This is a genomic window from Kitasatospora sp. NPDC097691, from assembly GCF_040302665.1.
Lineage (GTDB): Bacteria > Actinomycetota > Actinomycetes > Streptomycetales > Streptomycetaceae > Kitasatospora.
Genome location: NZ_JBEORY010000009.1, coordinates 83,235 through 109,332 on the forward strand (window position 1 = coordinate 83,235; position 26,098 = coordinate 109,332).

Annotated in this window: 13 protein-coding genes and 1 pseudogene; 3 read left to right on the forward strand and 11 right to left on the reverse strand. The window is 74.3% G+C overall.

The features are described from left to right. Nucleotides 1–141 precede the first annotated feature (141 nt). Together ABTY56_RS09305 and ABTY56_RS09310 are read left to right on the forward strand one after the other, a co-directional pair. Entirely contained in the window at nucleotides 142–1,428 is a 1,287-nt protein-coding gene (locus ABTY56_RS09305; protein ID WP_350627824.1) for a sensor histidine kinase, read from the forward strand. A 97-nt stretch (nucleotides 1,429–1,525) separates the two neighbouring features. Beyond that, nucleotides 1,526–2,200, forward strand: coding sequence for a response regulator (locus ABTY56_RS09310; protein WP_350627826.1), 675 nt, complete (start codon nucleotides 1,526–1,528; stop codon nucleotides 2,198–2,200). A gap of 129 nt (nucleotides 2,201–2,329) precedes the next feature. On the opposite strand, the gene ABTY56_RS09315 is transcribed toward ABTY56_RS09310, so the two are convergent. Both ABTY56_RS09315 and ABTY56_RS09320 read right to left on the reverse strand, forming a co-directional pair. Further along, nucleotides 2,330–3,001 carry a response regulator gene (locus ABTY56_RS09315; protein ID WP_350627828.1) on the reverse strand — a complete coding sequence of 224 codons (672 nt, stop codon included), beginning with the start codon at nucleotides 2,999–3,001 and terminating at the stop codon, nucleotides 2,330–2,332. Further along, nucleotides 2,998–3,846 carry a sensor histidine kinase gene (locus tag ABTY56_RS09320; RefSeq protein WP_350627830.1) on the reverse strand — a complete coding sequence of 283 codons (849 nt, stop codon included), beginning with the start codon at nucleotides 3,844–3,846 and terminating at the stop codon, nucleotides 2,998–3,000. The genes ABTY56_RS09315 and ABTY56_RS09320 overlap by 4 nt, the downstream gene beginning before the upstream one ends. 679 nt (nucleotides 3,847–4,525) lie before the next feature. Between ABTY56_RS09320 and ABTY56_RS09325 the strand changes: the two genes are divergently transcribed. Continuing rightward, a complete protein-coding gene (locus ABTY56_RS09325; RefSeq protein WP_350627831.1) occupies nucleotides 4,526–5,839 on the forward strand; it encodes an MFS transporter in 1,314 nt (437 codons plus the stop codon). 71 nt (nucleotides 5,840–5,910) lie between these two features. On the opposite strand, the gene ABTY56_RS09330 is transcribed toward ABTY56_RS09325, so the two are convergent. The 9 genes and pseudogenes from ABTY56_RS09330 to ABTY56_RS09365 all read right to left on the reverse strand — a co-directional run bounded on the left by ABTY56_RS09330 (nucleotide 5,911) and on the right by ABTY56_RS09365 (nucleotide 25,520). Continuing rightward, nucleotides 5,911–6,567 (reverse strand): hypothetical protein, encoded by a 657-nt coding sequence (locus ABTY56_RS09330; protein WP_350627833.1) that lies wholly within the window; start codon nucleotides 6,565–6,567, stop codon nucleotides 5,911–5,913. Beyond that, nucleotides 6,564–7,400 carry an ATP-binding cassette domain-containing protein gene (locus ABTY56_RS09335; RefSeq protein WP_350627835.1) on the reverse strand — a complete coding sequence of 279 codons (837 nt, stop codon included), beginning with the start codon at nucleotides 7,398–7,400 and terminating at the stop codon, nucleotides 6,564–6,566. Before ABTY56_RS09335 ends, ABTY56_RS09330 begins: the two co-directional genes overlap by 4 nt. A 125-nt stretch (nucleotides 7,401–7,525) precedes the next feature. Then, a complete protein-coding gene (locus ABTY56_RS09340) occupies nucleotides 7,526–8,908 on the reverse strand; it encodes an aminotransferase-like domain-containing protein (RefSeq protein WP_502893063.1) in 1,383 nt (460 codons plus the stop codon). Then, a complete protein-coding gene (locus ABTY56_RS09345; RefSeq protein ID WP_350627837.1) occupies nucleotides 8,901–10,013 on the reverse strand; it encodes an alpha-hydroxy acid oxidase in 1,113 nt (370 codons plus the stop codon). The genes ABTY56_RS09340 and ABTY56_RS09345 overlap by 8 nt, the downstream gene beginning before the upstream one ends. After that, nucleotides 10,013–10,861: a 4-hydroxyphenylpyruvate dioxygenase gene (gene hppD / locus ABTY56_RS09350; RefSeq protein WP_350627838.1), complete on the reverse strand. Its 849-nt coding sequence runs from the start codon at nucleotides 10,859–10,861 to the stop codon at nucleotides 10,013–10,015. Before hppD ends, ABTY56_RS09345 begins: the two co-directional genes overlap by 1 nt. Before the next feature lie 177 nt (nucleotides 10,862–11,038). Continuing rightward, the gene (locus tag ABTY56_RS09355) at nucleotides 11,039–11,275 is read right to left on the reverse strand and encodes an MbtH family protein (protein ID WP_350627839.1); all 237 of its coding nucleotides are present in this window, start codon (nucleotides 11,273–11,275) and stop codon (nucleotides 11,039–11,041) included. Then, the gene (locus ABTY56_RS38815; protein ID WP_502893065.1) at nucleotides 11,272–16,998 is read right to left on the reverse strand and encodes an amino acid adenylation domain-containing protein; all 5,727 of its coding nucleotides are present in this window, start codon (nucleotides 16,996–16,998) and stop codon (nucleotides 11,272–11,274) included. The genes ABTY56_RS09355 and ABTY56_RS38815 overlap by 4 nt, the downstream gene beginning before the upstream one ends. A gap of 51 nt (nucleotides 16,999–17,049) precedes the next feature. Further along, nucleotides 17,050–24,144, reverse strand: a pseudogene (locus ABTY56_RS38820) (amino acid adenylation domain-containing protein); the annotation flags it as partial. Nucleotides 24,145–24,278: 134 nt separating this feature from the next. Then, nucleotides 24,279–25,520 (reverse strand): cytochrome P450, encoded by a 1,242-nt coding sequence (locus tag ABTY56_RS09365; RefSeq protein WP_350627842.1) that lies wholly within the window; start codon nucleotides 25,518–25,520, stop codon nucleotides 24,279–24,281. Nucleotides 25,521–26,098: the final 578 nt, after the last annotated feature.

Genomic DNA, 26,098 nt, shown 5'->3' on the forward strand with positions numbered 1-26,098 from the left:
CGTCGCACATCGGCCGGTGATCCGAACCGTGGCCTCCACCGGGCGGTGGAGACGACGGGCTCCACCGGCGCCGTCTCCTACCACGGTCGGTCATTCCCGGGGCCGAGGCACCGACCCCGTCGGTACGGCTACGGTGATCGCATGGTCCAACTCCCGCCGACCTGGCTGACGTCGTACCGCGACGGTGCCCTCCGACCGCTGAGCCGCGGCGAGTCGGTCGCCGTCGACGGCGTGGTGGCCGTGGCGCTGGCCGGGCTCTTCCTGGCGCTGCCGGGCCCGGGGTGGAGCTCCTCCGGCGGGTGGCCGGCCCGGATCGCCCTCGCGGCGGTGATGGGGCTGCCGCTGGCCCTGCGGCGGGCCCGCCCGGCGGCGGTCTGCGCGGTGGTCACGGTGGCCTCGGTGGCGGCGTCGGTGGTCGGTTCCGTCCGGGAGCCGTTCCTCGCGGTGGCCTTCGCGCTCTACCAGGTGGCGGTCACCACGCCGGCCCGGCGGGTGCCCACCCCGGTGATCGGGGCGGTGAGCGCCGGGGTGCTGGTGATGGTCCTGATCTCGGGCTCGCCCGACGGCGCCGGTCAGGACCTCGTGGTCCGGGTGTCCGGCGTGGCGCTGGCCGGGATGGCCTGGGTGCTCGGTCGGGCGGTCCGCGAGCGTCGCGCGCACGCCGCCCGCTCGGCCCGGCGGGTCGCGGTGGAGGCCGTCGCGGAGGAACGGCTGCGGATCGCCCGGGAGTTGCACGACATCGTGGCGCACCACGTCGGGGTGATCGCGGTGAAGGCTGGCGTGGCCAATCACCTGCTGGCCACCCGTCCGGAGGGGGCGGGCGAGGCCCTGCGGGTGATCGAGACGGCCAGCCGCTCCGCGCTGAGCGAGATGCGGCAGATGCTCAGCGTGCTGCGGGCCGGGGAGTCCGATCCGGACGCCGACGGCGTGGACGGGCTCCGGCCGGCGCCCGGGCTCGCGGCGCTGCCCGATCTGGTGGCCGGTGCCACCGCGGCCGGGCTCACCGCCGAGCTGCGCACCGAGGGCACGGCCGATCTGCCGCAGGGGGTGCAGGGTTCGGCGTACCGGGTGGTGCAGGAGGCCCTGACGAACGTGCTCAAGCACGCCGGACCGACCCGCTGCCTGGTCGAGCTGGTGGCCGACGGGCGGGAGTTGCGGATCGAGGTGACCGACGAGGGGGCGGTGACCGGCCGCGGCGCCCGCCGGGCGGGCCAGGGCGGCGGGTACCTGACGTGGCACGGGCCCACCGAGGCGGCCGGCCACGCGAGCGGTCACGGCCTTGGGAGCGGCCACGGTCTGATCGGCATGCGGGAGCGGGTGGAGCTGTTCGGCGGGCGGTTCCGGGCCGGGCCGCGGCCCGGGGGCGGTTTCGCCGTCCGTGCCGAACTGCCGTACCGGACCGGGGCGTCAGTGCAGGAGGGGCCCTGAACCGGACCGGCGGGACGAACCGTCCGGGGCCGGGACGCCGGGCCGGCCGGGCGGGCGCACCGCCCCCGAGCGGAACGACGAACGTGTGGAGGATCGTGTGACCGAGCCCGTCCGTGTCCTGGTGGTGGACGATCAGGCGCTGCTGCGCGGCAGCTTCCGGATGCTGATCGATGCCGAACCCGGCCTGACCGTGGTCGGCGAGGCGGCCGACGGTGCCGCGGCGGTCGAGCTGGTCGCCGAGCAGCGGCCCGACGTGGTGCTGATGGACGTGCGGATGCCCGGCACGGACGGCATCGAGGCCACCCGGACGATCTGTGAGCGGAATCCCGGCGTGCGGGTCCTGATGCTCACCATGTTCGACCTGGACGCGCACGTCTTCGCGGCGCTGCGGGCCGGCGCCGCCGGGTTCCTGCTCAAGGACATCCCGCCCGCCGAACTCCTGCACGCCATCCGGGTGGTGGCCGCGGGGGAGAGCCTGCTGTCGCCGAGTGTCACCCGGCGGCTGATCTCGGAGTTCTGCCGTCACCCGGCCGCCGAGCCGGCCGGTCCGCCGCCCGCGCTGGACGGGCTGACCGGCCGGGAGCGGCAGGTGCTCCACCTGGTGGGCCTTGGGCGCTCCAACGCCGAGATCGCGCAGGAGCTGTACGTCTCCGCCGCGACGGTGAAGACCCACCTCGGGCACCTGCTGGACAAGCTCGGTGCCCGGGACCGCGTCCAGCTGGTCATCATCGGCTACGAGAGCGGCCTGCTCACCCCGCGCCACCGGGTCTGACCGGCCGGGCCCGCACCCGCCGTGCCCCGGTCGGCGGCGCACCGCGGACATGACCGGCCGGCGCCACGGCCCAGGGTCGGGAGCCGGCCCAGGGCGTCCCGGACGGACGCCCGGCTGCCGGCTCCCGGCTCACTCGCCCAGCCCGGCGGACCGTGCCCGCACCATCGCTTCCCCGCGCCGCTCCACCTCCAGCTTGCGCAGCACCCGCGAGACGTGGTTGCGCACCGTCTTGTCCGCCAGGGTCAGTTCACGGGCGATCCGGTGGTTGCTCCAGCCCCGGGCCAGCAGGTCCAGCACCTCGCGCTCGCGCTCGGTCAGGTCCGGGAACGCGGCGCGCCCCGTGTCCTGTTGCATCGCCTCGAAGTAGCTGCCGAACCGCATCGCGACAGAGGGAGAGAACACCGCGGCGCCGGTCGCCACGGTCGAGATGGCTCGGCACAGCTCTTCCCGCGAGGCGCCCTTCACCAGGTAGCCGCGGGCACCCGCGCGGATCGCGGCCACCACGGCGTCGTCCTCCTCCGAGGCCGACATCACCAGGACCTGGGGCGCCCGCGCCGGTCGCCCGGCGGCCCCGGCGCCGGCGGTGATCGCCCGGGTCACGTCGATGCCCGACTCGCTGCCCAGCCGGAGGTCCATCAGCACCACGTCCGGGCCCGGGTCCAGCTCGCGCAGCTGGTCCAGCGCGTCCGCGGCCGAGGACGCCTCGCCGGCCAGCACGATGCCCTCGGCGCCTTCCAACGCGTAGCGGACTCCCTCACGGAACATGGGGTGGTCCTCGACCAGGAACACCCGGACGGTCATCGCTCTCCCCGTGGCAGCATGGCTCGCAACAGCGTCCCGCTGGGCACCCGCATCACCACACAGAAGCCGCCCACTTCCTCGGCTCTCCGGCGCATCGACCGCAGGCCGGTGCCCCGGTCGACGGTCTGCCCGATGCCCACACCGTCGTCCTGGATGTCGAGTACCAGACAGGTTCGCTCGGCCCGCAACCGTACGGTCACCGTGTCGGCTCCCGAGTGGCGCAGCGCGTTGCCGAGCCCCTCGGCTGCGATTCGGTAGGCGGCGGCCTCCACCACGGGGGCCAGTGGGAGCGGGTCGAACGGAAGGTCGGCGACCACCAGCACGTCCTCGCTCGCCCGGGCGGCCCGGGAGGCCAGTCGGCGCAGGGCGACGGTCAGCCCCTCGTCGGTGGCGAGGTCCGGGGGGACGAGTCCGTGCAGGGCCGACCGCATCTCCTCGACGGCGCGCGCGGTCTCGGCGGCGGCGTCCACGACCAGGCGGCGCAGGCACGGGTCGTGGCCGAGCCGGGAGATCGCCGTGTCGAGCCGGAGTCGGATGCCGGCCAGCGTGCCGCTGAGGCCGTCGTGGATGTCGTCCCGCAGCCGTCGTCGCTCCTCCTCCAAGGCACTTCCGGGGTAACGGTGTTGGGAGTCGGGCCGGGGCCACCGGTGGGGCGGCGGCAACCGGTGGCCCGCGGCCACCACGGCCGGTGGGACGTACGGGGCGGTGGCGTGGCGGGTGGGACGACAGTCGGACTCCTGGTTGCCGTCGTCGTCGGCGGCGTCACCGCAGCCGCGCCGGATGCCGTACAGGTCGATGGTGCGACAGTCGTCAAGAGTCGGTGCTTGCGTGTTTCGGTTCGACACAGCTTCCTCCGTGCCAGTTCCATCGGTCCCCCGAACTCGGGGACTGGCCGCTTGTCTCCAGGGATTACTGGCCACCGAATCGTTGACCGAAACATGCCAAATACCGGGTGAGTGCGCCAATCATCGGTTGTCGGCCGGGCGGCGCCGTTCCTTCGTCGGATCGCGGCCGGCCCGGCGCGCAATGCGCACATCCGACGCCATCGGCGAAAGTCGGTCGAATTTCTCGATATCGCGCAGGGGGAGCACGAGAAAGCTTCGGCGATGACTTGTCGGGCCTGTCCCTGCCTTCGCGGCGGCCGGATCGATCAGCCGTCCGGGACCCTGTCCGGTGGGGGTGGCAAACAACCTATCAGGTGGTTCGTATGAAGCGCCAGGATTTATACCGCCACCAATCGGACGTCGGGCGAGGGGGGTCGACCGGAACTTCTGCCCGTCCGGTCGGTCCGAAATTCCCAAAACGGGCACCGGGCTCGGATCGAGGTCCGGATCCCGTAGGGCGAGGGAATCGGACCCTCATCTTCCGGAGCGACTCCACTGGTTTATCCATATTCCCGTGACCCGGTCGACGACCCGGAATGCGCGTGTTTCAATTGCCCGGATGTGTCGGTGGGAGCCGACCGGGACGGGGGAGGAAATGACCGGGGCGCGGCGGGCGGAGAGCGGGGCCCGCGCAGATCGCGTGGCGGCCGTCGAACCGGACCGCGCGGCCGGGCGGGCGGACCGGGCGGCCCGGCGCGACTTCCACTGGTACTGGCTGGGCCAGACCGTGAGCGTCATGGGCCATCAGGTGGCGATCTTCCTCTTCCCCACCATGGCCATCGTGCTGTTCCACGCATCCGATCTGGGCGTCGGTCTGCTGAATGCGGCGGGCACCGCCCCGTATCCGGTCCTGGCGCTCTTCGCCGGTGTCGTGATGGACCGCCGGCGGCGCAGGCCGGCCATGATGCTGGCGACCGTGGGGACGATGCTGGCGCTCGCCGCGATCCCCCTGGCTGCCGCCGCCGGGGCGCTGGGCATGGCGCAACTGTGCGCGGCGGCGCTCGTCGCCGGTTCGTTCGGTGTCCTGTACGACGTCGCCAACCAGTCGCACCTGCCGACCCTGCTGCCGCGGGACATGCTGCCGCGGGCGAACGCCAGGCTGGAGGTGTCCACCTCGCTCGCGATGCTCGGCGCGCCGGCCCTGGGCGGCCTGCTGGGCCAGTTCCTCTCCGGTACGACGGCGCTGGCGGTGATCGCCGCCGCGTTCGTCGTGCCGGTCGTGACGCTCATGAGCCTTCGGACCCCCGAGCCCCCAGCACCGCCCCGGCGGCCCGGGGCTTCGCTGTTCGCCGAGATGCGGGAGGGCGTCGTGGCGCTGTGGCGGCATCCGCTGCTGCGCCCCGCGACGGTGGCCGCCGTGGTGCGGAACCTGGGGAACGCGGCAGCCTCCACGGTGTCGCTGCTCTTCGCCTACCGGACCCTCGGGCTCCCGCCCGGGACCGTCGGGGTGCTCTTCACCCTGGTGGGCCTCGGCGGGGTGGGCGGGGCGTGGCTGGCGGACCGGCTGCTGGCCCGGTTCGGCCTGGGGACGACCCTCGTCGCCGCCTGTGCCTCCGGCGCCGTGTGGGCGGCTGCCCCGCTGGCCCTGTGGCTGCCGGCCGTACCGACCCTGGTGGTGGTCGGGGCCTCGGCCTCGGTGTGGGTGCCGGTGTGGAACGCCACGATCACCACCCTGCGGCAGTCGGTGACCAGGCCGGATCTGCTGGGCCGGGTGCACGCGACGTCCCGGACCGTCAACTTCTGCGCGATGCCGTTGGGAGCCCTGCTGGGCGGGGTGGCCGCCGATCTCCTGGGCGGCGCCCTGGGGCCGGAGGCCGGCACCGGGTGGGCGCTCGTGCTGACCGGGTTGGCGTCGGTGGCCGCGGCGGTCGTGCTGTTCCGCTCCGAGCTGCGTTCGGTGCGGGAGGTCCCGGGCGCGGAGAGCGCGGTGGCGGAGGTGCGGCGGGCCGCGTAGGCGCCGGAGGCCGCGGACCGGGGGAGCCCGCCGTGCCGGTGCCGGGCACACCGGAACGGCGGGCCCGGCCCTCAGCTCTTCCGGACGGTGATCGCGTGGGTGGCCGCCGTTCCGGCCGCGAGCAGCGCCGCGGCGGCGCCGACCAGGACGCTGGTGGAGCCCAGGACGTCCGCCGAGGCCGACGCGTGCTGGAGGTCGGTCAGCAGGAGGTTGACCGGGGACACGCCCTTGCCGAGCAGGGCGGCGAGCAGCAGCACCAGGGCGGCGACGAGTGCGTAGCCCTGGCGCCGGAACACCAGGCGTGAGCAGAGCAGTCCGACGGCCATGCCGGTGAGGGCGCAGACCAGTTGGGCCTCCGTCCCGAGCACCAGGTCGGCCGGGTGGACGGTGTGGGTCCCGAACACCAGCGGCAGCCCGAGGCCGGCCCCGGTCAGCAGCAGGCACCACGCGGCGGCGGTCGCGACCGAGCCGAGCAGGACCCGCAGGTGGCTGCCGGCGCCGACGACCACGATCGCGCGGTGCGGCGGGTCCTCCAGGCCGATCAGCGCCATGGTGAGCCAGGCGGAGCACAGCAGCATGGCCCCGGCCACCGCGGAGTAGGTGGCGGGGAGCGGCCCGCTGTCGCTGCTGGTCAGTACGGCGGCCAGGCCGACGAACAGGAGCAGCGGGGCGAGGTAGCGCTGGGAGAGCAGCAGGACCGTGAACAGGTAGCGGACCATGGCGATCATCGGGCGGCACTCCCCGCGTCGGTCCGGGAGGTGTCGGCCCGGGAGGTGTGGGCGTCGGCCCGGGAGGTCACCGCGTCCACCGACCAGCCGTGCTGCAGCGCGGTCAGCAGGGCGGTGTCCGAGTGTTCCCGGGTCACCCGTACGACGAGGTACCGGCCGCGCCGGGCGGCGTCCGCCACGCCCGGCAGGGCGTACCAGTCCACCTCGGCCGGTACGGTGTCGCCGGCCGGCACGGTCAGGACCAGCTCGACCATCGGGGCGGGGGCCCCGGCGCGCGGGCCGCCCCGCCGGGTGACCCGGCCGTCGGTGATGGCGTAGGCGCTGCGGGCGTGCGTCTCGGTGATCGCCTCGCGGTGGTCGGTGAAGACCACGGCCCCGCCGTGCGCGGCCACGTCGTCGATGAACTCGCCCAGGACGCCGTGCGCCGAGGCGTCCAGGCCCGACCACGGCTCGTCGAGGACCAGCAGGTCGGGCCGGACGAGCAGGGCCTGGGCCAGTGCGACCTTCTGCGCGTTGCCCTTGGAGAGCGTGCGCAGCGGCGCGTCCGGGCCGCCGACCAGGGCGAGCCGGGCCAGCAGGTCGCCGCCGCGGGCGCGGGCGGCGGAGGTCGACATGCCCCGGATCCGCCCCATGTGGGTGAGGTAGGAGACCGACGACATGCGTTCGTGCGCCGTGAAGCGGTCCGGTACGTAGCCGACGGCGGACGGTCGGCCCGACACCGTGCCGGACGTGGGCCGGGACAGCCCGGCGAGGATTCTCAGCAGGGTCGACTTCCCGGAACCGTTGGTGCCCACCACCGCGACGACGTCGCCGGCGGAGACCGCCATGTCCACATCGCTGAGGATCCACCGCCCCGCGCCGTACCGCTTGCCGACGCCTTCACAACGTAACAACTCGACTCCCGACTGTCATATTCGTGCTCACGCTACTACAGTCAGGCATCGGGCCGGGGTTCCTGTCAACACGGATCGACGCCGCGGTCGGCGAAAAGAGCCGCAAGCCTGTTCAGGCCTTCTTCCAGCTGTTCGTCGGAGAGCGAACTGCAGGACAGTCGGAGCTGGTTCCGCCCCTCCTTTCCGTCATAGAAATGCGACATCGGGGTCCAGAGCACCCCGAACTCCTGACCGGATCGTTCGAGCAATTCGTCGTCGGCGGCGAACGGCACACTGACGACGACGAAGAAACCGCCGTGCGGGGTGTTCCAGGACACGTCCGGGCACCGCTGGAACCGTGATTCCAGGCCGCGCAGAAGGTGCGCCAGATTGCGTTGATAGCTCTGCCGTTCGCGGACGGTTCCGCGGGCCAGGCTGAAATCGTTCTCCAGCAGGGCGCCGCCGATGACGGCCTGCGAGACGGGCGAGGTGTTCACGGTGACCATGCTCTTGATCCGCGACAGCTGCTCGGCGAATCCGCCGACCCGCCCCTGCGCGTCCCGCACCCGCTGATCGGCGATCAGGTAGCCCACCCGGGCACCGGGGAGCACCGTCTTCGCGAACGAACCGAGGTACACCACCGTCCGGTCGGTGTCGAGTGCCTTCAAGGTGGGGAGCCGCCCCGAACCGTCGTGGAACATCCCGTACGGGTTGTCCTCGAGCAGGAGGATCCCCTCGCGGGCGGCCAGGTCGAGCAGGGCACGGCGGGTCGCGAGGTCCATGCGCAGCCCGGACGGGTTCGCGAAGTCGGGTACGACGTAGCAGCCGCGGGGACGCAGGCCGCGCTCGCGGACCAGACGCAGCTTCGCGGCCAGGTCCGTCAGGTCGATGCCGGTGGCGCCGCTCGCCACCGGCACCACCGGCAGGTCGACCAGCCGCGCCGCGCCGGTCAGCCCGACGTAGGTCGGTGCCACGGCCAGGACGACGTCGCGCTCGTCCCGGCGCAGGCTGCGCAGGGTCAGGAACATCGCCTCCTGGCAGCCGACGGTGACGACGATCGACTCCGGATCGACCTGCATCCCCTCGTCCACCTCCAGGTGGCGGGCGATGAGGTCGTGCACGATGCCGCTGGTCCGGCCGTACTGGCACAGGGTGCGGTTCACCTCGGCGGGGCCGTGGCCGAGGTCCCTCGACAGGTGGTCGCAGAACCGCTCCAGGTGGCGGTGCACCGACCGGACGTCGAAGTGCTCCTCGGTCGGCCGGCCCGGGGCGAAGGAGAGGGCGTTCGGGTAGCGCGCGGTGACCTCGTTGAGGAAGGTCATGGAGGCGAGCGCCGGGTCCTCCAACGAGGCGTGCAGGTCGGCGAGTTCCAGGTCGGGGAGTTCCAGGTCGGCCGGGTCCGGCTCGGTGACGTCCGGGCCGGTGACGTCCGGGCCGGCGGCTCCCGTGGCACGGTGGTGGTCAGTCACCCTGCCTCCGTCCGCGGGTGTTCAGCCCGGCGGCGGCGGCCAGGTCGGCGCAGCCGGCGAGGAGCATGCTCTCGCGCAGCTCCTCGTGGAGGACGGACAGCACCCGGGCGACTCCCTTCTCGCCGTCGGCCGCCAGGCCCCACAGCAGCGGACGGCCCAGCAGCACACCGGCCGCCCCGAGGGCCAGGGCGCGCAGGACGTCCGTGCCGGTGCGCACTCCGCTGTCCAGCAGGACCTCGCACTGCCCGCCGACCGCGTCGACCACTGCGGGCAGCTGGGCGATGCTCGGGACGGCGCCGTCGAGTTGGCGCCCGCCGTGATTGGACACCACCACGGCGTCGGCGCCGCACTCCACGGCCCGCCGGGCGTCCTGTGGGTCCAGGATCCCCTTGACCACGAGGGGGAGTTCCGTGCGCCGGCGCAGCCGTTCCAGCTCCGACAGGTTCGGGACGCCGAAGAGCGACCGGGTGTGGGCGGCCACGGCGGACACCCCCGACGCCGGGCGGTGCGCCAGGTCGTCGAGCCCGGGGCCGAGCAGCGCGGCCCGGACGTGCGGGGGCAGCGTGAACCCGTTGCCCACGTCCCGCCAGCGCCGGCCCATGACCGGCACGTCCACGGTCACCACCAGGGCCCGGCAGCCGAGTTGCTCGGCCCGGGCCACGAGTTCCTCCCGTGCCTGGCGCTCGCGCAGCCAGTACAGCTGGAACCACACGTCCGCGCCGGTGTCGACCACCGCCTCCATGGGGTGGCTGCTGAGGGTGCTGAGGACGAAGGGCACCCCCGCGGCGCGGGCCGCCCGGGCCGCGGCGAGTTCGCCGTCGGGATGCAGCAGGCGCTGGTAGGCCATGGGTGCCACGAGCAGCGGCATGGCGACGTCGGAGCCCAGCAGCCGTCCGCCGCAGTCGGCGGAGGCCACGTCGGTCAGCACCCTGGGTACCAGGGCCACCTCGTCGAAGGCGGCCCGGTTCGCGGTCAGGGTCGTCTCCCGGCCGCTGCCGCCCTCGACGAAGTCCCACACCTCGGGCGCCGTGGCGGCGTGTGCCGCGCGCCGCAGCTCGGCCAGGCCGGGTGGCGCCGAGAGGGCCGGGTGTTCGGTGCCGGTCATCACTCCTCCTCCGCTGCCACGGCCTCGTACAGTGCGCGGATGTTGCCGCTGCCGAAGGTGGTGGCCCCCGCGCGTTCGATCACCTCGAAGAAGAGCGTCCGGTCCGGGTGGGTGGAGTGGGTGAAGATCTGGTACAGCTGTCCGGCGTGGTCCTCGTCGGCCAGGATGCGCAGCTCGCCGAGCAGTTCGGGCGAGTGGCGGGACAGCGCCAGCCGCTCGGGGAGCCGGCCGTAGTACGCGTCGGGGGTGTCGAGGAACTCGACGCCGGCGGAGCGCATCGTCGTGACGGAGCGCACGATGTCGTCGGTGGTGAAGGCGACGTGCTGGACGCCGGCGCCGCCGTGGTTCTTGAGGAACCCGTCGATCTGCCCCGGGTCGCGGGTGGTGTCAGGCTCGATGACGGTCAGCGTGACCAGGCCCGAACGGCTCTGCACCACCTTGGAGTTCATGGCCTGCGAGCCGACGAGGACCTGCTCCTCGAAGATCATCCGGAAGTCCAGGACCCGCTGGTAGAACTCCACGGTGGCGTCGAGCGTGCCGGCTTCCACGCACACGGCGAAGTGGTCCACGTGCCGCAGCCCGGTGTCGGTCGCCGCCTCGTCGACGGGCGGGCGGGACGCGGGCCGCTGGACGAAGGTGTGGGCCACGTCGCCGAATCCGGCCACGGACGCGGTGACGACGCCGCCCCGGCGGACCGGCTCGGCGAGCGGACGCGCTCCTCGCCGGACGGCCTCGGCGAAGGCGCCCGCGGCGTCCGCGGTGCCCAGCGCGATGTCCGAGACGCCGTCGCCGTGGCGCCTGGTGTAGTCGGCGTCCGGGTGCTCGTCGGCCAGGGGACTGCTCAGCACCAGGCGGATGTCCCCCCCTGGTGAGGACGGCGGTGCGCTCCTCGCCCGGCCGGTCCGTCGAGTCGGTGAGCGTCAGCCCGAACCCGCGGACGAACTCGGCGGTCCGGGCGTCGAGGTCGACGACGCAGAACCTGACGTGGTCGACGGTCAGGTCCTCGAAGTGGTTTCGGTCGATGGTCACTGCGTGGCGCTCCCGCTCGTGGCGGCGCGGTCCGTCGCCGCGATCAGACTGGCGGGGCGCATGTCGGTCCAGTGCTCCTCCACGTGGTCGAGGCAGGCCTGGCGGTCGGCCGGGCCGCGGACGGTCTCCCAGCCGGCCGGCACCTCGGCGAACGAGGGCCACAGCGAGTACTGGCCCTCGGAGTTGCGCAGAACGAGGTAGGTGGCGTTGTCGTCCTCGAAAGGATTGGTCATGAGTCGGTTTCCTCCGTGTGTCGTGCGAATGCGGCGATTTCCCCGAGCCGGGCCGCGAGGGCCGGGCCGATCGCGCCGAGGGCCTGCGGCCCGGTCATCTCCTCGTGTCCGCAGGCGACTTCCTGCCGTCGCAGCGGGCCGTCGACGTGCGGCTGCCAGAGGTCCGCGGCGAGCCGGTGCCGGTCCCGGCTCCGGGCGGCGGCGAAGTGCAGCAGCTCCCCGTGGAAGACGCCGGGGGTGAACTCCCGGGCGGCATGGGCGACGCCCAGGTACACGGACGCCAGGTTGTCCCGCACCCGGTCGTCGAGTTGCAGACCGGCGGTCTCCAGGCGGACGGCCTCGGCGACCTCCCCGGGCGACGGCTCGGAGACCGGGGCGACGTCCGCCAGCGGATAGCCGTCCAGCACCGCGAGCAGGCCCACCTGTTCACCGGCTGCCTGGAGCTGCACGGCCATCTCGTGGGCGATCAGCCCGCCCGCCGACCAGCCGACCAGGTGGTACGGGCCCTGCGGCGCGATCCGCCGGATCTCGGCGACGTACGCCGCCGCCGTGTCGGCCACCGTCGGCGGGAGGAGGTCGGGGCCGCCGGCCAGGCCCGGGGACTGCAGCGCGTACAGCGGGTGCCGGGCTTCCAGGTACCGGGCGAGTCCGGCGAACGACCAGCCGAGGCCGGCGGCCGGGTGGACGCAGAACACCGGTGTCCCGTCGCCGCCCGGCCGCAGCGGCAGCAGGACGTCCCAGTCGCCGCCGCGTCGGGCCGCCGCCGCGTCCCCGTCCAGGGCGGCCGCCAGCTTCGCGACCGACGGCGCCTCGAACAGCAGCCGCAGCCCGAGGTCGAGGCCCAGGACGGCGTGGACCCGGTCGATCAGCCGCGCGGCCAGCATGGAGTGGCCGCCGACGTCGAAGAAGCTGTCGTGGACCCCGAGGTCGGGAGTGCCGAGCACCTCCGCGAAGAGCTCGCGCAGGACGGCTTCGCGCGGGCTGCGCGCCGCGCGGTCCGGCTCTCCGAAGAAGGCCGGCTCCGGCAGAGCGGCCCGGTCCAGCTTCCCGTTCGGGGTGACCGGCAGCGCCTCCAGGACGATCACCGCGGCCGGGACCATGTGGCCGGGGAGCAGGTCGGCGGCGTGCGCGCGCAGCGCGGCCGGATCCGGTGCGTCGCCGTCGCGGGGGACGGCGTAGCCGATCAGCCGCGGTTCGCCCCGGTCGTCCGTGCGGAGGGTGACCACGGCCTGGGTGACGGCCGGGTGGTCGAGCAGCGCGGCCTCGATCTCGCCCGGTTCCACCCGGAACCCCCGGACGGAGAGCTGGTGGTCGGCGCGGCCCAGGAAGTGCAGCCGGCCCTCGCCGTCCCAGCGGACGAGGTCACCGGTGCGGTACATGCGTCCGCCCGGCGGGCCGAACGGATCGGGCAGGAAGCGCTGCGCGGTCAGTCCGGGGCGGCCGAGGTAGCCCCGGGCCAGGCCGGGACCGGTCACGTACAGCTCCCCGGCGACCCCGGGCGGCACGGGCCGCAGCCGGTCGTCGAGGACCCGGACGGCCGCGCCGCCGATGGGGCGGCCGATCGTCGGGCGGTCTTCGCCGGTCAGCGGCTCGCTCATGGTGGCGCAGACGGTCGTCTCGGTCGGCCCGTACGCGTTGATCAGGTGCCGCCCCGAGCCCCACCGGCGCACCGCGTCGGCGGGCATCGCGTCCCCGGCGACGGCCAGGGTGCGGACCGTCGCCAGCGCGTCCGGGGGCAGGACGGACAGCGCCACGGGCGGCAGGGTCACCTGGGTGATGCGGTGCCGGGCGATCGACCTGGCCAGCGGGCGGCCCGGGATGAGCTCCTCCCTGGTGGCCAGCACCAGTTCGGCACCGGACAGCAGCGCCATGCACAGTTCGGAGAAGGCGGCGTCGAAGCTCGGCGACGCGAACTGCAGCACCCGGTCCCCGGGCAGCACCCGGAACCGCTCGATCTGGCGCGCGGCCAGGTTGGCGATGCCCTCGTGGGTCACCACCACCCCGTTCGGGCGTCCGGTGGAGCCCGAGGTGTGGATGACGTACGCCGGATGGGCGGTCAGCAGCGCGGCGGTGCGGTCCCGGTCGTCCGGGTCGGTGTCCGGTGCCGCGTCGACGGTCCGCCCGGTGAGCGGGTCGTCGAGGAGCAGCGCGGCCGCCGGATCCGGGAGCCGGCCGGCCAGGGAGCCCAGGGTGAGCACCCGGGAGGGTCGGGCGTCCGCCAGCATGTGCCGGATCCGCTGGGCCGGGTAGTCCGGGTCCACCGGCAGGAAGGCACCGCCCGCCTTGAGCACGGCCAGCACCGCGGTGACCTGCCCGGTGGAGCGGGGCAGCAGCAGCGCCACGGTGCTCTCCGGGCCCACGCCCAGCGAACGGAGGTGGTGCGCCAGCCGGTTGGCCCGGCGGTTCAGCTCGGCGTACGACAGGGTGTCGTCGCCGGAGCGCAGCGCCGTGGCGTCCGGCGTGCGCGTCACCTGCCGCTGGAACAGCTCCGGCATCGTCCGTGCGGGCACGGGCGGTTCCGGGGCGGCGGACCACTGCTCGATGGCACGGCGCTCGTGCGGCAGCAGCACGTCCAGGGAGCCGATCGGTGCCGACGGCTCCTCCGCCACGGCGGCCAGCAGGGCGAGCAGGCGGTCGGCCAGCGCGGCCACGGTGGCCTCGTCGAACAGGTCCGCGTTGTACCGGATACCGCCCCGTACGCCCGCCGGCAGGCCGTCCGGCGTGTGGGTCTCGCCGAGCGAGACGTCGAGGTCGAACCTGGCCGTCCCGGGGTCGACCTCCGGCTGGGTGACGGTCAGGCCGTCCAGGTCGAACCGGGGGGCCTCGGTGTTCTGCAGCACCAGCAGGACCTGGAACAGCGGGTGCCGGGACACCGAGCGGGTCGGGCTCAGCACCTCGACCAGTCGCTCGAACGGCACGTCCTGGTGGGCGTAGGCGGCCAGCGCGGTGGTGCGGACCCGGTGGAGCAGCGTGACGAAGTCCGGATCGCCGGAGGTGTCGGTGCGCAGCACGACCGTGTTGGCGAAGAAGCCGACCAGCTGGTCGAGCGCCTGGTCGACGCGGCCCGCCAGCGGGCTGCCGATCGGGATGTCCGTCCCGGCGCCCAGCCGGGTGAGCAGCGCCGCGAGCGCGGCCTGGAACACCATGAAGGTGGTGACGCCCTCGCGCCGGGACAGCTCGGTCAGCTTCCGGTGCAGCCGCGCGTCCACGTCGAGCGGCACCAGGCCGCCCCGGTGGCCGGGCACGGCGGGACGCGGGCGGTCGACGGGCAGCGTCAGCTCCTCCGGCAGGCCGGCCAGGGCCTGCCGCCAGTGGGCGAGCTGGCGTGCGATGGAGCTGTCCGGGTCGTCCTCGGTGCCGAGCAGTCGCCGCTGCCAGAGCGTGTAGTCCGCGTACTGGACGGGCAGCGGTTCCCACGCCGGGGTCCGGCCCGCCGAGCGGGCCCGGTAGGCGGTGGTGAGGTCCCGGGCGAGCGGAGCGTACGAGGAACCGTCGCCGGCGATGTGGTGCAGGACCAGGAGCAGGACGTGCTCGGTCGGCGAGAGCCGGAACAGCACGGTGCGCAGCGGCGGCTCCGTGGCCAGGTCGAAGCCGGCGCGGCTCGCGGCGGACAGCGCGGCGGACAGCTCCGCGGGGGCGACGGCCACCGGGACGGGGTCGGGCGGGCCGTCGCCGGCCGCGAGGACCTGTTGCCGGGGGACGCCGTCGTGGTCCGGGAAGACCGTGCGCAGCGCCTCGTGCCGTTCCACCACGTCCCGCAGCGCGGCGCCCAGGGCTGCCGGGTCGAGCTCCCCGGACAGCTGCAGGGCCAGCGGGATGTTGTACGCCCCCGAGCCGCCGTCGAGGCGGTCGAGGAACCACAGCCGCTGCTGGGCGTACGACAGCGGGACCACCGCGGGGCGTTCGGCGGGGGCGAGGGCCGGGCGGGCGGTGTCCGCCGCGTCCAGCCGGGACGCCAGACCGGCCGGGGTCGGTGTCTCGAAGACCGCGCGCAGCGGCAGTTCGACCCCGAACGCGGAGCGGACGGCGTTGACGAGCCGGGTGGCCAGGAGGCTGTGCCCGCCGAGCCGGAAGAAGCCGTCGTCCGGGCCGACCGAGGGCACCGCGAGCACCTGGGCGAACAGTTCGCCCATCAGCTCCTCGCGGGGGTCGCGCGCCCGGCCGCCCGTGGCGCGGGCACCGAGGTCCGGGGCCGGGAGGGCGGCGCGGTCGAGCTTGCCGTTGGCGTTCACCGGCAGCGCGTCCATGACGACGAACGCGACCGGCACCATGTACTCCGGCAGTGCCGCCGCGGCGTGCGCGGCGATCGCCGCGGAGGTCGCGCCGCTGTCCGGGCGCACGGCCACGTGGGCCACCAGGCGGCGGCCGCCGGCCGGGTCGGCCACGGCGGTGACGGCCGCCGCCGCCACCGCCGGGTGGCGGGTCAGGACGTTCTCGATCTCGCCGAGTTCGATCCGGAAGCCGCGCACCTTGACCTGGTCGTCGGTGCGGCCGAGGTAGTCCAGGCCGCCGTCCGGTCGGCGGCGCACCAGGTCGCCGGTGCGGTACATCCGGGCGCCCGGTCCGCCGAAGGGGTCGGCGACGAACCGCTCGGCGGTCAGCGCGGGGCGGCGGAGGTAGCCGCGGGCCAGGCCCGCGCCTGCCAGGTAGAGCTCGCCGCGGACCCCGGTGGCGACCGGTCGCAGCCGCTCGTCGAGGACGTGGGCGCGCACGTGCGGCAGGGGCCGCCCGATGGGCGGAGCGCCGGTCTCCCCGTCGCCGGTCTCCCCGTCGGTGGTCTGCCCGGCGGTGGCGTCATCGTCGTCCGAGAACCAGGCGGTCGCGTAGACGGTCGCCTCGGTCGGGCCGTAGATGTTGGCCAGCCGCGTGCCGGGCAGCAGGCGGCGCACCTCCCGGGCCAGGTGTTCGGGCAGCGCCTCGCCGGCCATCACCACGGTCCCGGCGGAGAAGGTGGCTCCGCCGCCGGCGAGCAGGGCGGCGAACACCGACGGCACGCCGCTGACCAGGGTGCCCGACCAGGGCCGCTCGGCCAGTTCCAGCAGGTCCCGCACGACCTCGACGTGACCGCCGGTCAGCAGCGGAGCGAACAGCTCGAACACCGAGACGTCGAAGGAGAGCGAGGTGGCGGCCAGGACGTCGGCCAGTCCGTCGGCCCCGAACCGGTCGACCGCCCACTCCAGCAGCCGGGCCATGCTGCCGTGGGGGACCACGACGCCCTTGGGCCGTCCGGTGGAGCCGGAGGTGTGGATGACGTACGCGGGGGAGTCCGCCGTGAGTGCCGCGCCGCGCTCCTCGGAGGAGAGGGTGTCGGCGGGGGTGCCGGCCAGGGCGGCCCGGATGCCGGGGTCGTCCAGCCGGACCCGGGGCAGCACGGACGGGTCGGGGATGCCCGCCGGTGTCTCCCCCTCGGTGATCACCAGGACCGGCCGGGCGTCGGCACAGGCGAAGGCGATCCGGTCGGCCGGCTGGCCGCGGTCCACCGGAAGGTAGGCCGCACCGGACTTCAGCACCGCGAGCACCGCGACCAGCATCCGCTCCGAGCGCGGCACCGCCACGGCGACCACCTGTTCGGGGCCGGCGCCGGCGGCGATCAGGTGTCGGGCCAACCGGTTGGCCTCGGCGTCGAGTTCGGCGTAGGACAGCGTGCTGCCCGCACAGCTGACCGCGGGCGCCAGCGGCGTGCGCCGGGCCTGCGCCTCGAACCGCAGGGGCACCGGCTCCACCGGCGTCCGGCGGGCCGCCGGGGCGTCGGCGGGCCGCGGCCGCTCCTGTGGGGTCAGGATGTCGACGTCCCCGATCGGCAGGGCCGGGTCCCCGGCGACCGCCCGCAGGAACCGGACCAGCCGCTCGGCGAGGGCGGCGGCGCCGGCCTCGTCGAACAGGTCCGCGCAGTAGCCCAGGGTGCCCTCGACACCGGCCGGTTCGCCCGCCGCCGAGCGGGTCTCCCGCAGCTGGACGTCGAGGTCGAACTTGGCCGTCCGTTGCGGGATCCGGTGCCCGGTGACCCGGAGCCCGGGCAGGGCCACCGCCTCGGCGCCCTCGGGCTGCAGGGCGAGCATCACCTGGAACAGCGGGTGCCGCGCCAGCGACCGCGGGGGCGCCAGCACCTCCACCAGCCGTTCGAACGGGACGTCCTGGTGGGCGTAGGCCTCCAGGTCGGCCTCGGCCACCTGCCGGAGCAGGTCGCCGAAGGCCGGGTCGCCGCTGGTGTCGGTGCGCAGGACCAGGGTGTTGACGAAGAATCCGACGAGCCGCTCCAGCGAGGCGTCGGCGCGGCCGGCGACCGGGGTGCCGATCGGGAGGTCGGTGCCGGCCCCCAGCCTGGTCAGCAGCGCCGCGAGGGCGGCGTGCAGGACCATGAAGAGGGTGGCGCCGTGCTCCCGGGCCAGGGCGAGGAGGTCCGCGTGCAGCTCGGCCGGCAGGCGGAAGGGCACCTCCGCCCCCCGGTAGCTGAACTCGGGCGGACGGGGCCGGTCGGTCGGCAGCTCCAGGCCCTCCGGCAGGTCGGCCAGCCTGCGCCGCCAGTAGGCGAGCTGGCCGCTGATCCGGCTGTCCGGGTCCTGCTCGTCCCCGAGCACGGCGCGCTGCCACAGCGCGTAGTCGGCGTACTGGACGGGCAGTGGCGGGAACTCCGGGGCCCGGCCGGCCAGGCGCGCCGCGTAGGCCGTGCCGAGGTCGTGGGCCAGCGGGTCCATCGACCAGCCGTCACCGGCGATGTGGTGCAGCACCACGAGCAGCACGTGGTCGGTCGGCGTCAGCCGGAACAGCGTCGCCCGCAGCGGGAGTTCGGTGCCGAGGTCGTGGCCTCGGCCGGCCTCGGCCAGGAGTGCCTGTTCGAGCGAGGCGGCGTCGGTGTCGACCACGGTGAGGGCGGGCCGGGCGCGGTCCCCGTCCAGGATCCGCTGCACGGGCTCGCCGTCGGCCTCGGCGAAGACCGTGCGCAGCGACTCGTGCCGCTCCACCAGGTCGTGCAGGGCCTCGCGCAGTTCGGCCTCGTGCACCGGGCCGGACAGCCGTAGGGCGACGGGGATGTTGTAGGCGCCGCCGTGCTCCTCCAGCCGGTTCAGGAACCACAGCCTGCGCTGGGCGAACGACACCGGCAGCGGGTCGGGCCGGTCCACCGGGACCAGCGGGGTCACCGCCGGGGCCGCCCGGTCGAGCCGTTCCGCGAGTGCCGCGACGGTGGGGGCCTCGAACACCGCCCGCACGTCCAGGTCGGCACCGAACGCGGAACGGATCGCGTTGACCAGCCGGATGGCCAGCAGCGAGTGCCCGCCCAACTGGAAGAAGTCGTCCTCGATGCCCGCCCGGGGCAGGCCGAGCACGTCGGCGAAGAGCGCGCAGAGCGTCTCCTCGCGCGCCGAGCGCGGGGCGCCCGAGCCGGCCTGCTCCTGCGGATCGGGCTCCGGGAGGGCTGCGCGGTCGAGCTTCCCGTTCGGCGTGACCGGAAGGCGGTCCAGCACCAGGAACGCCGCCGGGACCATGTACGCCGGCAGCCGCTCGCCGAGGTGGGCGCGGAGCTCCTTGGCGAGCCGCCCCGCCTGCTGGAACCGGAGCGGCGCGTTGGTGTGGCGGGCCGCCTCGTCCTCGTCCTCCTCGGCGGGCTCGGTCCAGCCGACCGGCGCGAGCGGGCCGGCGGGCCGGGAGGCGTCGACGAAGAGCACGTCGAGCAGGTCTCCGGGGCCGGACGGCGCCCAGGTGACGGCCGTCCGGTAGTCGAGCCCGTCGCCCAGGTCGTACAGCAGCGCCGGGTCGACTCCGGCCGTCTCCGCCGGGATGGCCCGCACCCGGGCGAGGGGCTCGCCGGCGTACAGGGCCGCGGCGGCCGCGGCCTCCTGCCCGGTACGGCCGTCCGGCACGCCGGTCACCCGCAGGCTCGCCGGGCGCTCCTGCGTGAGCCGGGCCCGCAGCGTCGGCAGGTCGGTGACGTCCCGGCCCCAGCGCAGGGTGGTCGCCTCGACCGGCGGCGTCGGCGTGTCCACCGTGCCGTGCAGCACGACGTCGTAGCGGTAGCGGGTCAGTTCGTTGTGGGCGTGGCCGCGCTTGACGCGGACGTCGGCCCCGGCGAGGCCGTCGGTGCTCCGGGCGAACCGGTGGAAGAAGCCGGGCGCCACCAGGAGTTCCTTCTCCCGCTCCGCCCGGCGCCGGGCCCGGCGCAGCAGCGCTGCGGCGTCCTCCCCGTCGTCGGCACGCGCCAGCTCGACGGCGGCGTGGAAGGTGTGGAGCAGGTCCAGGTTGCGGACGTCGCCCACGAACAGCGAACCGCCGGGGGCCAGCAGGGTGGTGAGTGCGCTCAGTGTCCGCCGCAGGTAGTCGGCGTCCGGGAAGTACTGCACCACCGAGTTGAGGACGATCGTGTCGAAGTGCCCGGCGGGCAGACCGGTGAGGTCGTCCGCGGCCTGGGTGCTCAGCCGCACGGCGGGGTGGGATCCCACGTGGGCGCGCAGGGTGCGGATCGCCTGCTCGGAGAAGTCGGTCGCCCAGTACGACTCGCACTCGGCGTACAGCTGGGACAGGATCAGGCCGCTGCCCACCCCGACCTCCAGCACGTGCCGCGGGCGCAGCGCGCGGATCCGCTCGACGGTGGACCGGCGCCACTCGCTCATCTCGTCCAGCGGGATGGGCTTGCCGTCGTAGCTGCTCTCCCAGCCGGAGAAGTCCGAGCCGAACTCGGCGGACCGGGCGACGTCGTACATGCCGTCGTAGATCTGCCGCCACTCGGCGACGTGCCGGTCGGCTCCGGCCTCGTGCTCGGCGTTCCGCAGGCCGCCCGCGACGACGTAGGCCACCAGCTGCCGTTCGCCGCGGTGGTCGGTGCGCGCCACCACCTCGGCCTCGGACACCTCCGGGTGGTCCGCCAGCGTCGCGGCGACCTCCCCGGGTTCCACCCGGAAGCCGCGGATCTTGACCTGGTCGTCGCCGCGGCCCATGAATTCCAGCTGCCGGCTGCCGTTCCAGCGTGCGAGATCGCCCGTGCGGTACATCCGGCTCCCGGGCTCGCCCCAGGGATCGGCCACGAACCGCTCGGCGGTGAGGCCGGGCCGGTTGAGGTAGCCGCGGGCGAGGCCGGTCCCGGCCAGCCAGACCTCTCCGGTCACCCCCGGAGGGACGGGCCGCAGCCACTCGTCCAGCACGTAGACCCGGGTGCCGGCCAGCGGCCGCCCGAGCGGCACCCGGACGTCGGCCGTGTAGGGCGGCCGCACCTCGTGGTGGGTGGCGCACAGCGTCATCTCGGTGGGCCCGTAGAGCTGGCGCACGACCGCCCCGGGCGCGTGGTCGAGGATGCGCTGGACCGCGACCGGCGGGACGACGTCGCCGCCGGTGAGCACCTCGCGGACGGTTGCCAGGCACTCCGGTGCGTCCTCGGCCACGACCCGCAGGAGTCCGGCGGTGAAGTGCACGGCGGTGATCTTCTCGGTCTCGATCAGCCCGGCGAGGGCGGCGGTGTCGAGCGGCCCGGGCGGGGCGAACACCACCTCGTTGCCGGCCAGCAGCGGCACCCACAGCTCGTAGTGGCTGATGTCGAAGGCGTAGGGGGCGTGCATGAGTACGCGCTCGTGGTGGCCGGTGTCCCAGCACGGGTCGTCGGCGAGGGCGACCACGTCCCGGTGGGCGACGGCCACGCCCTTGGGCCGTCCGGTGGAGCCGGAGGTGTACATGATGGTGGCGAGCCGGTCGGGGTGGACCGGCAGGTCGGGGCCGGTCACGGCGGACTCCTCCGGCACCCGGTCCGCCGCCACCACGACGACCTGTGCCTCGTGGTGGAACTCCCGGTCGAGCATGGCCCGGTCGGTCAGCAGCACGGACGCCGCGGTGTCCGCCATGACCCATTCGAGCCGTTCCGCCGGGTACGCCTCGTGCAGCGGGACGCAGACCCCGCCGGCCTTCCACACGGCGAGCATCGCCACGACCAGTTCCGGGGAGCGTTCCACGAAGACGGCGACCGGGCTCTCCGGTCCCACGCCCCGGGCGATCAGGACGTGGGCCAGTGCGTCGGACCGCCGGTCCACCTCCCGGTAGGTGAGCTCGCGGTCCCCGGCGCGCAGGGCGACGTGGTCCGGGCGCGCCGCGGCCGTACGGGAGAACCGCACGTGCAGCACGTCCTCGGCGGACCGGGCGGGCGCGGGGGAGCCGCCGAGCAGGCGGCGGCGCTCGTCCTCGTCGAGGATCTCCACGGCCCCGATCCGCCGGCGCGGGTCGGCCGCGACGGCCCGCAGGAAGCGGGTCAGTCGCTCGACGACGCTCTCCACGGTGGCGCGGTCGAAGAGGTCCGTTCGGTACTCGACGGTGCCGTGGACGCCGTCGGGCACCCGGCCCTCGCGGAAGCGCTCGGAGAGGTTGAACGCCAGGTCGAACTTGGCCGACGGCAGCGGCTCCTCAGCCAGGGTCACCTCCAGGCCGTCGAAGCGGATGTCGGCGTCAGGGGTGTTCTGCAGCGCGAGGAAGACCTGGAACAGCGGGTGCTGGGACAGCGACCGCTCCGGCTTGAGGACCTCGACCAGCCGCTCGAACGGCAGGTCCTGGTGGGCGTAGGCGGCGAGGGCGTCGTCCCGGACCGCGGTCAGCAGCTCGGTGAAGCGCGGATCGCCCGCGGTGCGGGTGCGCAGCACCAGGGTGTTGACGAAGAAGCCGATCAGGTCCTCGACGGCGGCGTCCGTCCGCCCCGAGATGGGCGAGCCGATCGGGATGTCGGTGCCCGCCCCGAGCCGGGTGCACAGCGCGGCGAGCGCGGCCTGGAGCACCATGAAGAGGCTGGCGTTGTGCCGGTGGGCGAGGTCGAGCAGCTGCCGGTGGAGTTCGCCGTCCAGGGCGAGGCCGACCGTCTCGCCCCGGAAGCCGGCCTCGGCCGGGCGTGGCCGGTCCGTCGGCAGCACGGTCTGTTCGGGCAGGGCGCGCAGCGTCTCCCGCCAGTAGCCGGTCTGCGTCGCGAGGACGCTCGCCGGGTCGTCGTCCGAGCCGAGGACCTCGCGCTGCCACAGCGTGTAGTCCGCGTACTGGACCGGGAGCGGACGCCAACCGGGCTGCTGCCCGAGGCTCCTGGCCCGGTAGGCCGCGCCGAGGTCGCGGGCGAGCACCGTCAGGGACCAGCCGTCGGCGGCGATGTGGTGCTGGACGACCAGCAGGACGTGCTCCGTCGGCGACAGCGCGAACAGGTGGGTGCGCAGGGGAGGTTCACGGGTGAGGTCGAAGGGGACGGACGCGGCGGCGCGCAGCCGCCGGGGGAGGTCCGCCTCGCTGCTCTCCGCCACGCTCAGGACGGGGCGGGCCTCCTGCGGGTCCAGGACGAGCTGGTGGGGCTCGCCGTCGACCTCGGGGAAGACGGTGCGCAGGGCCTCGTGGCGGGCGGCGACGTCGGCGACGGCCTCCGCGAGCGCCGCGCGGTCCAGTTCGCCGCGCAGCCGCAGGACGCTCTGCATGTGGTACGCGGAGCCGTCGTCCGCCAGCCGGTTGATGAACCAGAGCCTGCGCTGCCCGAAGGACAGCGGGATCCGCGCGGGCCGTTCGGCGGGGGCGAGGGGCCTGCGCGCGTCGGCGGAGCCGGCGATCCGGGCCGCGAGGGCGGCGACGGTGGGCGCCTCGAAGAGGGTGCGCACCGGGATCTCCACGCGCAGCCGCGAGCGCATGGCGTTCACCAGGCGGGTGGCGAGCAGGGAGTGGCCGCCATGCTGGAAGAAGTCGTCGTCCAGGCCGACCCGGGACACGTCGAGGACCTCGGCGAACAGCTCGCAGAGGATCTCCTCCTGCGGCGTGCGGGGCCTGCGTCCCGGCCCGGACGGGCCGAGGTCGGGGGCGGGCAGCGCCTTGCGGTCCAGCTTGCCGTTGGGGGTCAGGGGCAGCGCGTCGAGCACGGCCAGGGCGGTGGGGACCATGTGGCCGGGCAGCCGGCGGGCGAGGTGGTCCCGCAGGGCGGCCGGGTCCGGTGCCCGGCCGGGGACGGGCACGGCGTAGGCGGCCAGGACCGGCCCGCCGGAGCCCGGGTCCCGGACGACGACGGCGGCCTGGGCGACCTCGGGGTGGTCGGTCAGCGCGTGCTCGATCTCGCCGAGCTCGATCCGGTAGCCCCGGACCTTGACCTGGCCGTCGGTCCGGCCGAGGTACTCCAGGCTGCCGTCGTCGCGCCAGCGGGCGAGGTCCCCGGTGCGGTACATCCGCGAGCCGGGCGGACCGAACGGGTCCGCCACGAAGCGTTCGGCGGTCGTGCCGGGGCGGTGGAGGTACCCGCGGGCAACGCCGGCGCCCGCGATGAACAACTCGCCGGTGGCGCCGGTGGGCGCGGGGCGCAGCGCCCGGTCGAGCACGTAGGTGCGGGTGTTCGCGAGCGGGCGCCCGATGGCGGGACGCCCGGGGATCCCCGGGTCGACGTCGGCGGCCGTCGACCAGATCGTGGTCTCGGTGGGGCCGTAGACGTTGGTGACCTCGGCGGCCGCCTCGCCCAGCTCCCGGGCCAGGCCCTCGGGCAGCGCCTCGCCGCCGACGAGCACCTTCAGCCCCGTCAGGCCGTCCGGCCCGTGGTCCAGCATGCTGCGCCACAGGGTGGGCGTGGCCTGGACCGTCGTCACCCCGGTGTCGGCGATGAGCTGCTTGAGCGCCTTCGGGTCGTGCGCGTCGTCCTGCGCCGCGAGGACCAGCTCGCCGCCGGACAGCAGCGGCAGCAGCAGTTCCAGGTTGGCGATGTCGAAGCCGAACGTGGTGACCGCGAGCATGCGGTCGTCGGGGCCGAAGGCGAGCCGCTGCCGGAAGTCCGTCAGCAGGTTGACGAGGTTCTCGCCCGGGATCACCGTGCCCTTGGGCACTCCGGTCGAGCCGGAGGTGTAGATGACGTACGCGGGGCTGAGCGGGTGCGGGTGGGCGGGCCTGTCATTCGCCATCGGGATTCCTCGCTGAGGACGGCACGGTTGGGCACGGGGGCGGTGGGTCTGCGGCAGGGCAGCGCAGGGCAGGGCCTAGCCGGGCAGGGCAGGGCCGGGCCGGTCGTGCTCGGGGCGAGACCGGCCCGGCCGGGTCAGCCGGTGGGGGTGTTGCCGCGCACGGCGACCGGCAGCCGTACCGGACCGAGGACACCGATCGACGGGTGGAACCGGATGCCGGAGTCGGGCAGCACCTCGACGCGCTCGAACCGCTCCAGCAGGGCGGTGAGCGCGATGCGGGCCTCCATGCGGGCCAGGGGCGCGCCCAGGCAGAAGTGGATGCCCTTGCCGAAGGCGACGTGCCGGCTCCGGTTCGGCCGGTGGATGTCGAACTCCTCGGCCCGCTCGAACTGTTCGGCGTCCCGGTGGGCGGACGCCAGCCACACGCACACCATGGCGCCGGCGGGGATGTGCTCCCCGCCGAGCTCCGTGTCGCAGGCCGCCACCCGCTGGTCCCGCACCAGGGGCGAACGCCAGCGCAGTACCTCCTCGACGACGTCGGGCAGCAGGCCCGGGTCGGACCGGACCTCGGCGAGGACGTCGGGGTGGCTGTCCAGGCTCATGACGGTGTTGCCGATGAGCACGGAGGACGGCAGGTGCCCGGCGATCACGAACATGCCGATGACACCGACGATTTCGTGGTCGTCCAGGGACCGTCCGTCGACCTCCGCCGTGGTCAGGGCGGTGATCAGGTCGTCCTGGGGCTCGGCGCGGCGCTCGTGGATGATGCCGAGCAGGTAGGCGGAGGCGAAGCGGACGAGCTCGCCCAGTTCGCGCACCGCGGACTCGTCGGCCTTGCCGAGCTCGCCGGCCGGCCGGGCGCCGAGCAGCGCGTCCGCCCAGATCGTGAACATCCCGTGGTCCTTCTCCGGGATGCCGAAGAGCTTCGCGATCACCCGGGCGGTCAGCGGGGCGGCGAACTCGCCCACGACGTCGAACGTGCCGGTGCCGTCCGCCGACAGCTCGATCCCGTCCAGCAGTCGGTTCGCCGTCTCGGCGATGATCGGTTCGAGGCGGGCGACGACGTTGGGGGTGAACGCGCGCCGCACCAGTTCGCGCATCTGGGTGTGGTGCGGCGGGTCGACGCCGAGGAAGTTGCCCTGGGCGGCGCTGGCCAGCTCCTTCTCGTCCTCGGGGATGAGGTCGTTCATGTCGCTGGAGAAGGTCCGGAAGTCGCCGAGCACCTGGAGTGCCTCGTCGTAGCCGAACACCTCCCACACCCCGGGCTGTTCGCTCTTGGCGACCGGGCCCGCGGCCCGGCCGCGGTCCATGTAGTCGAGGAACGCCTTGGTGCGCTGGTCGTAGGGAAGGGTGGTCATGGCTGCGAGATCGGTCATGAGATTAGCCCCCGCGAAAAGGTCAACCGGGCAGGAAAGGTCAACGGGGGCAAGCAGCGAAAGGAGCTGAAAGCGGCCGGTTCTCTTGCTCACCTGGCCGCCCAGACGGAACCCCCGTACCGCCCCGGATCGTCGAAATCGGTCGCCGGAAGGGCGGTGCGATTGACGCCAACGGGACGAGAGCCTAGGTAGGCGTTCTCGACAGTGTCAAGGCTGTTCCCCCGGCTGCGCCCCGGTCCCGGTCGTCTGACCTGCGGGAATTCGGGTGGCGGCGCCGCCCTCGCCGGATAACCGGCCGAGGGGCGGTTCCGGCCAGCAGGGTGGTGTTCCGGCCATGCCCTTGCGATCTCTATTCGGCGGGGTACGCTGCCGAAAGGTGCCGACGGGCTGTTGTTCGAGGACGTCGAGAGCAGGTCGCACGGCACGACACACGGGGACGGGGGATGTACAGATGGTCGTGCAGTTTTTTCGGGACCGGGACCACGCCGGACCTTCGCGCTGAAACCTCGCCGGAACTCGCGGGGACCCCACAGGAAACAGCCGGAAGCGCGCCTCCGTTTCAGCGCGGCACCGTGCCG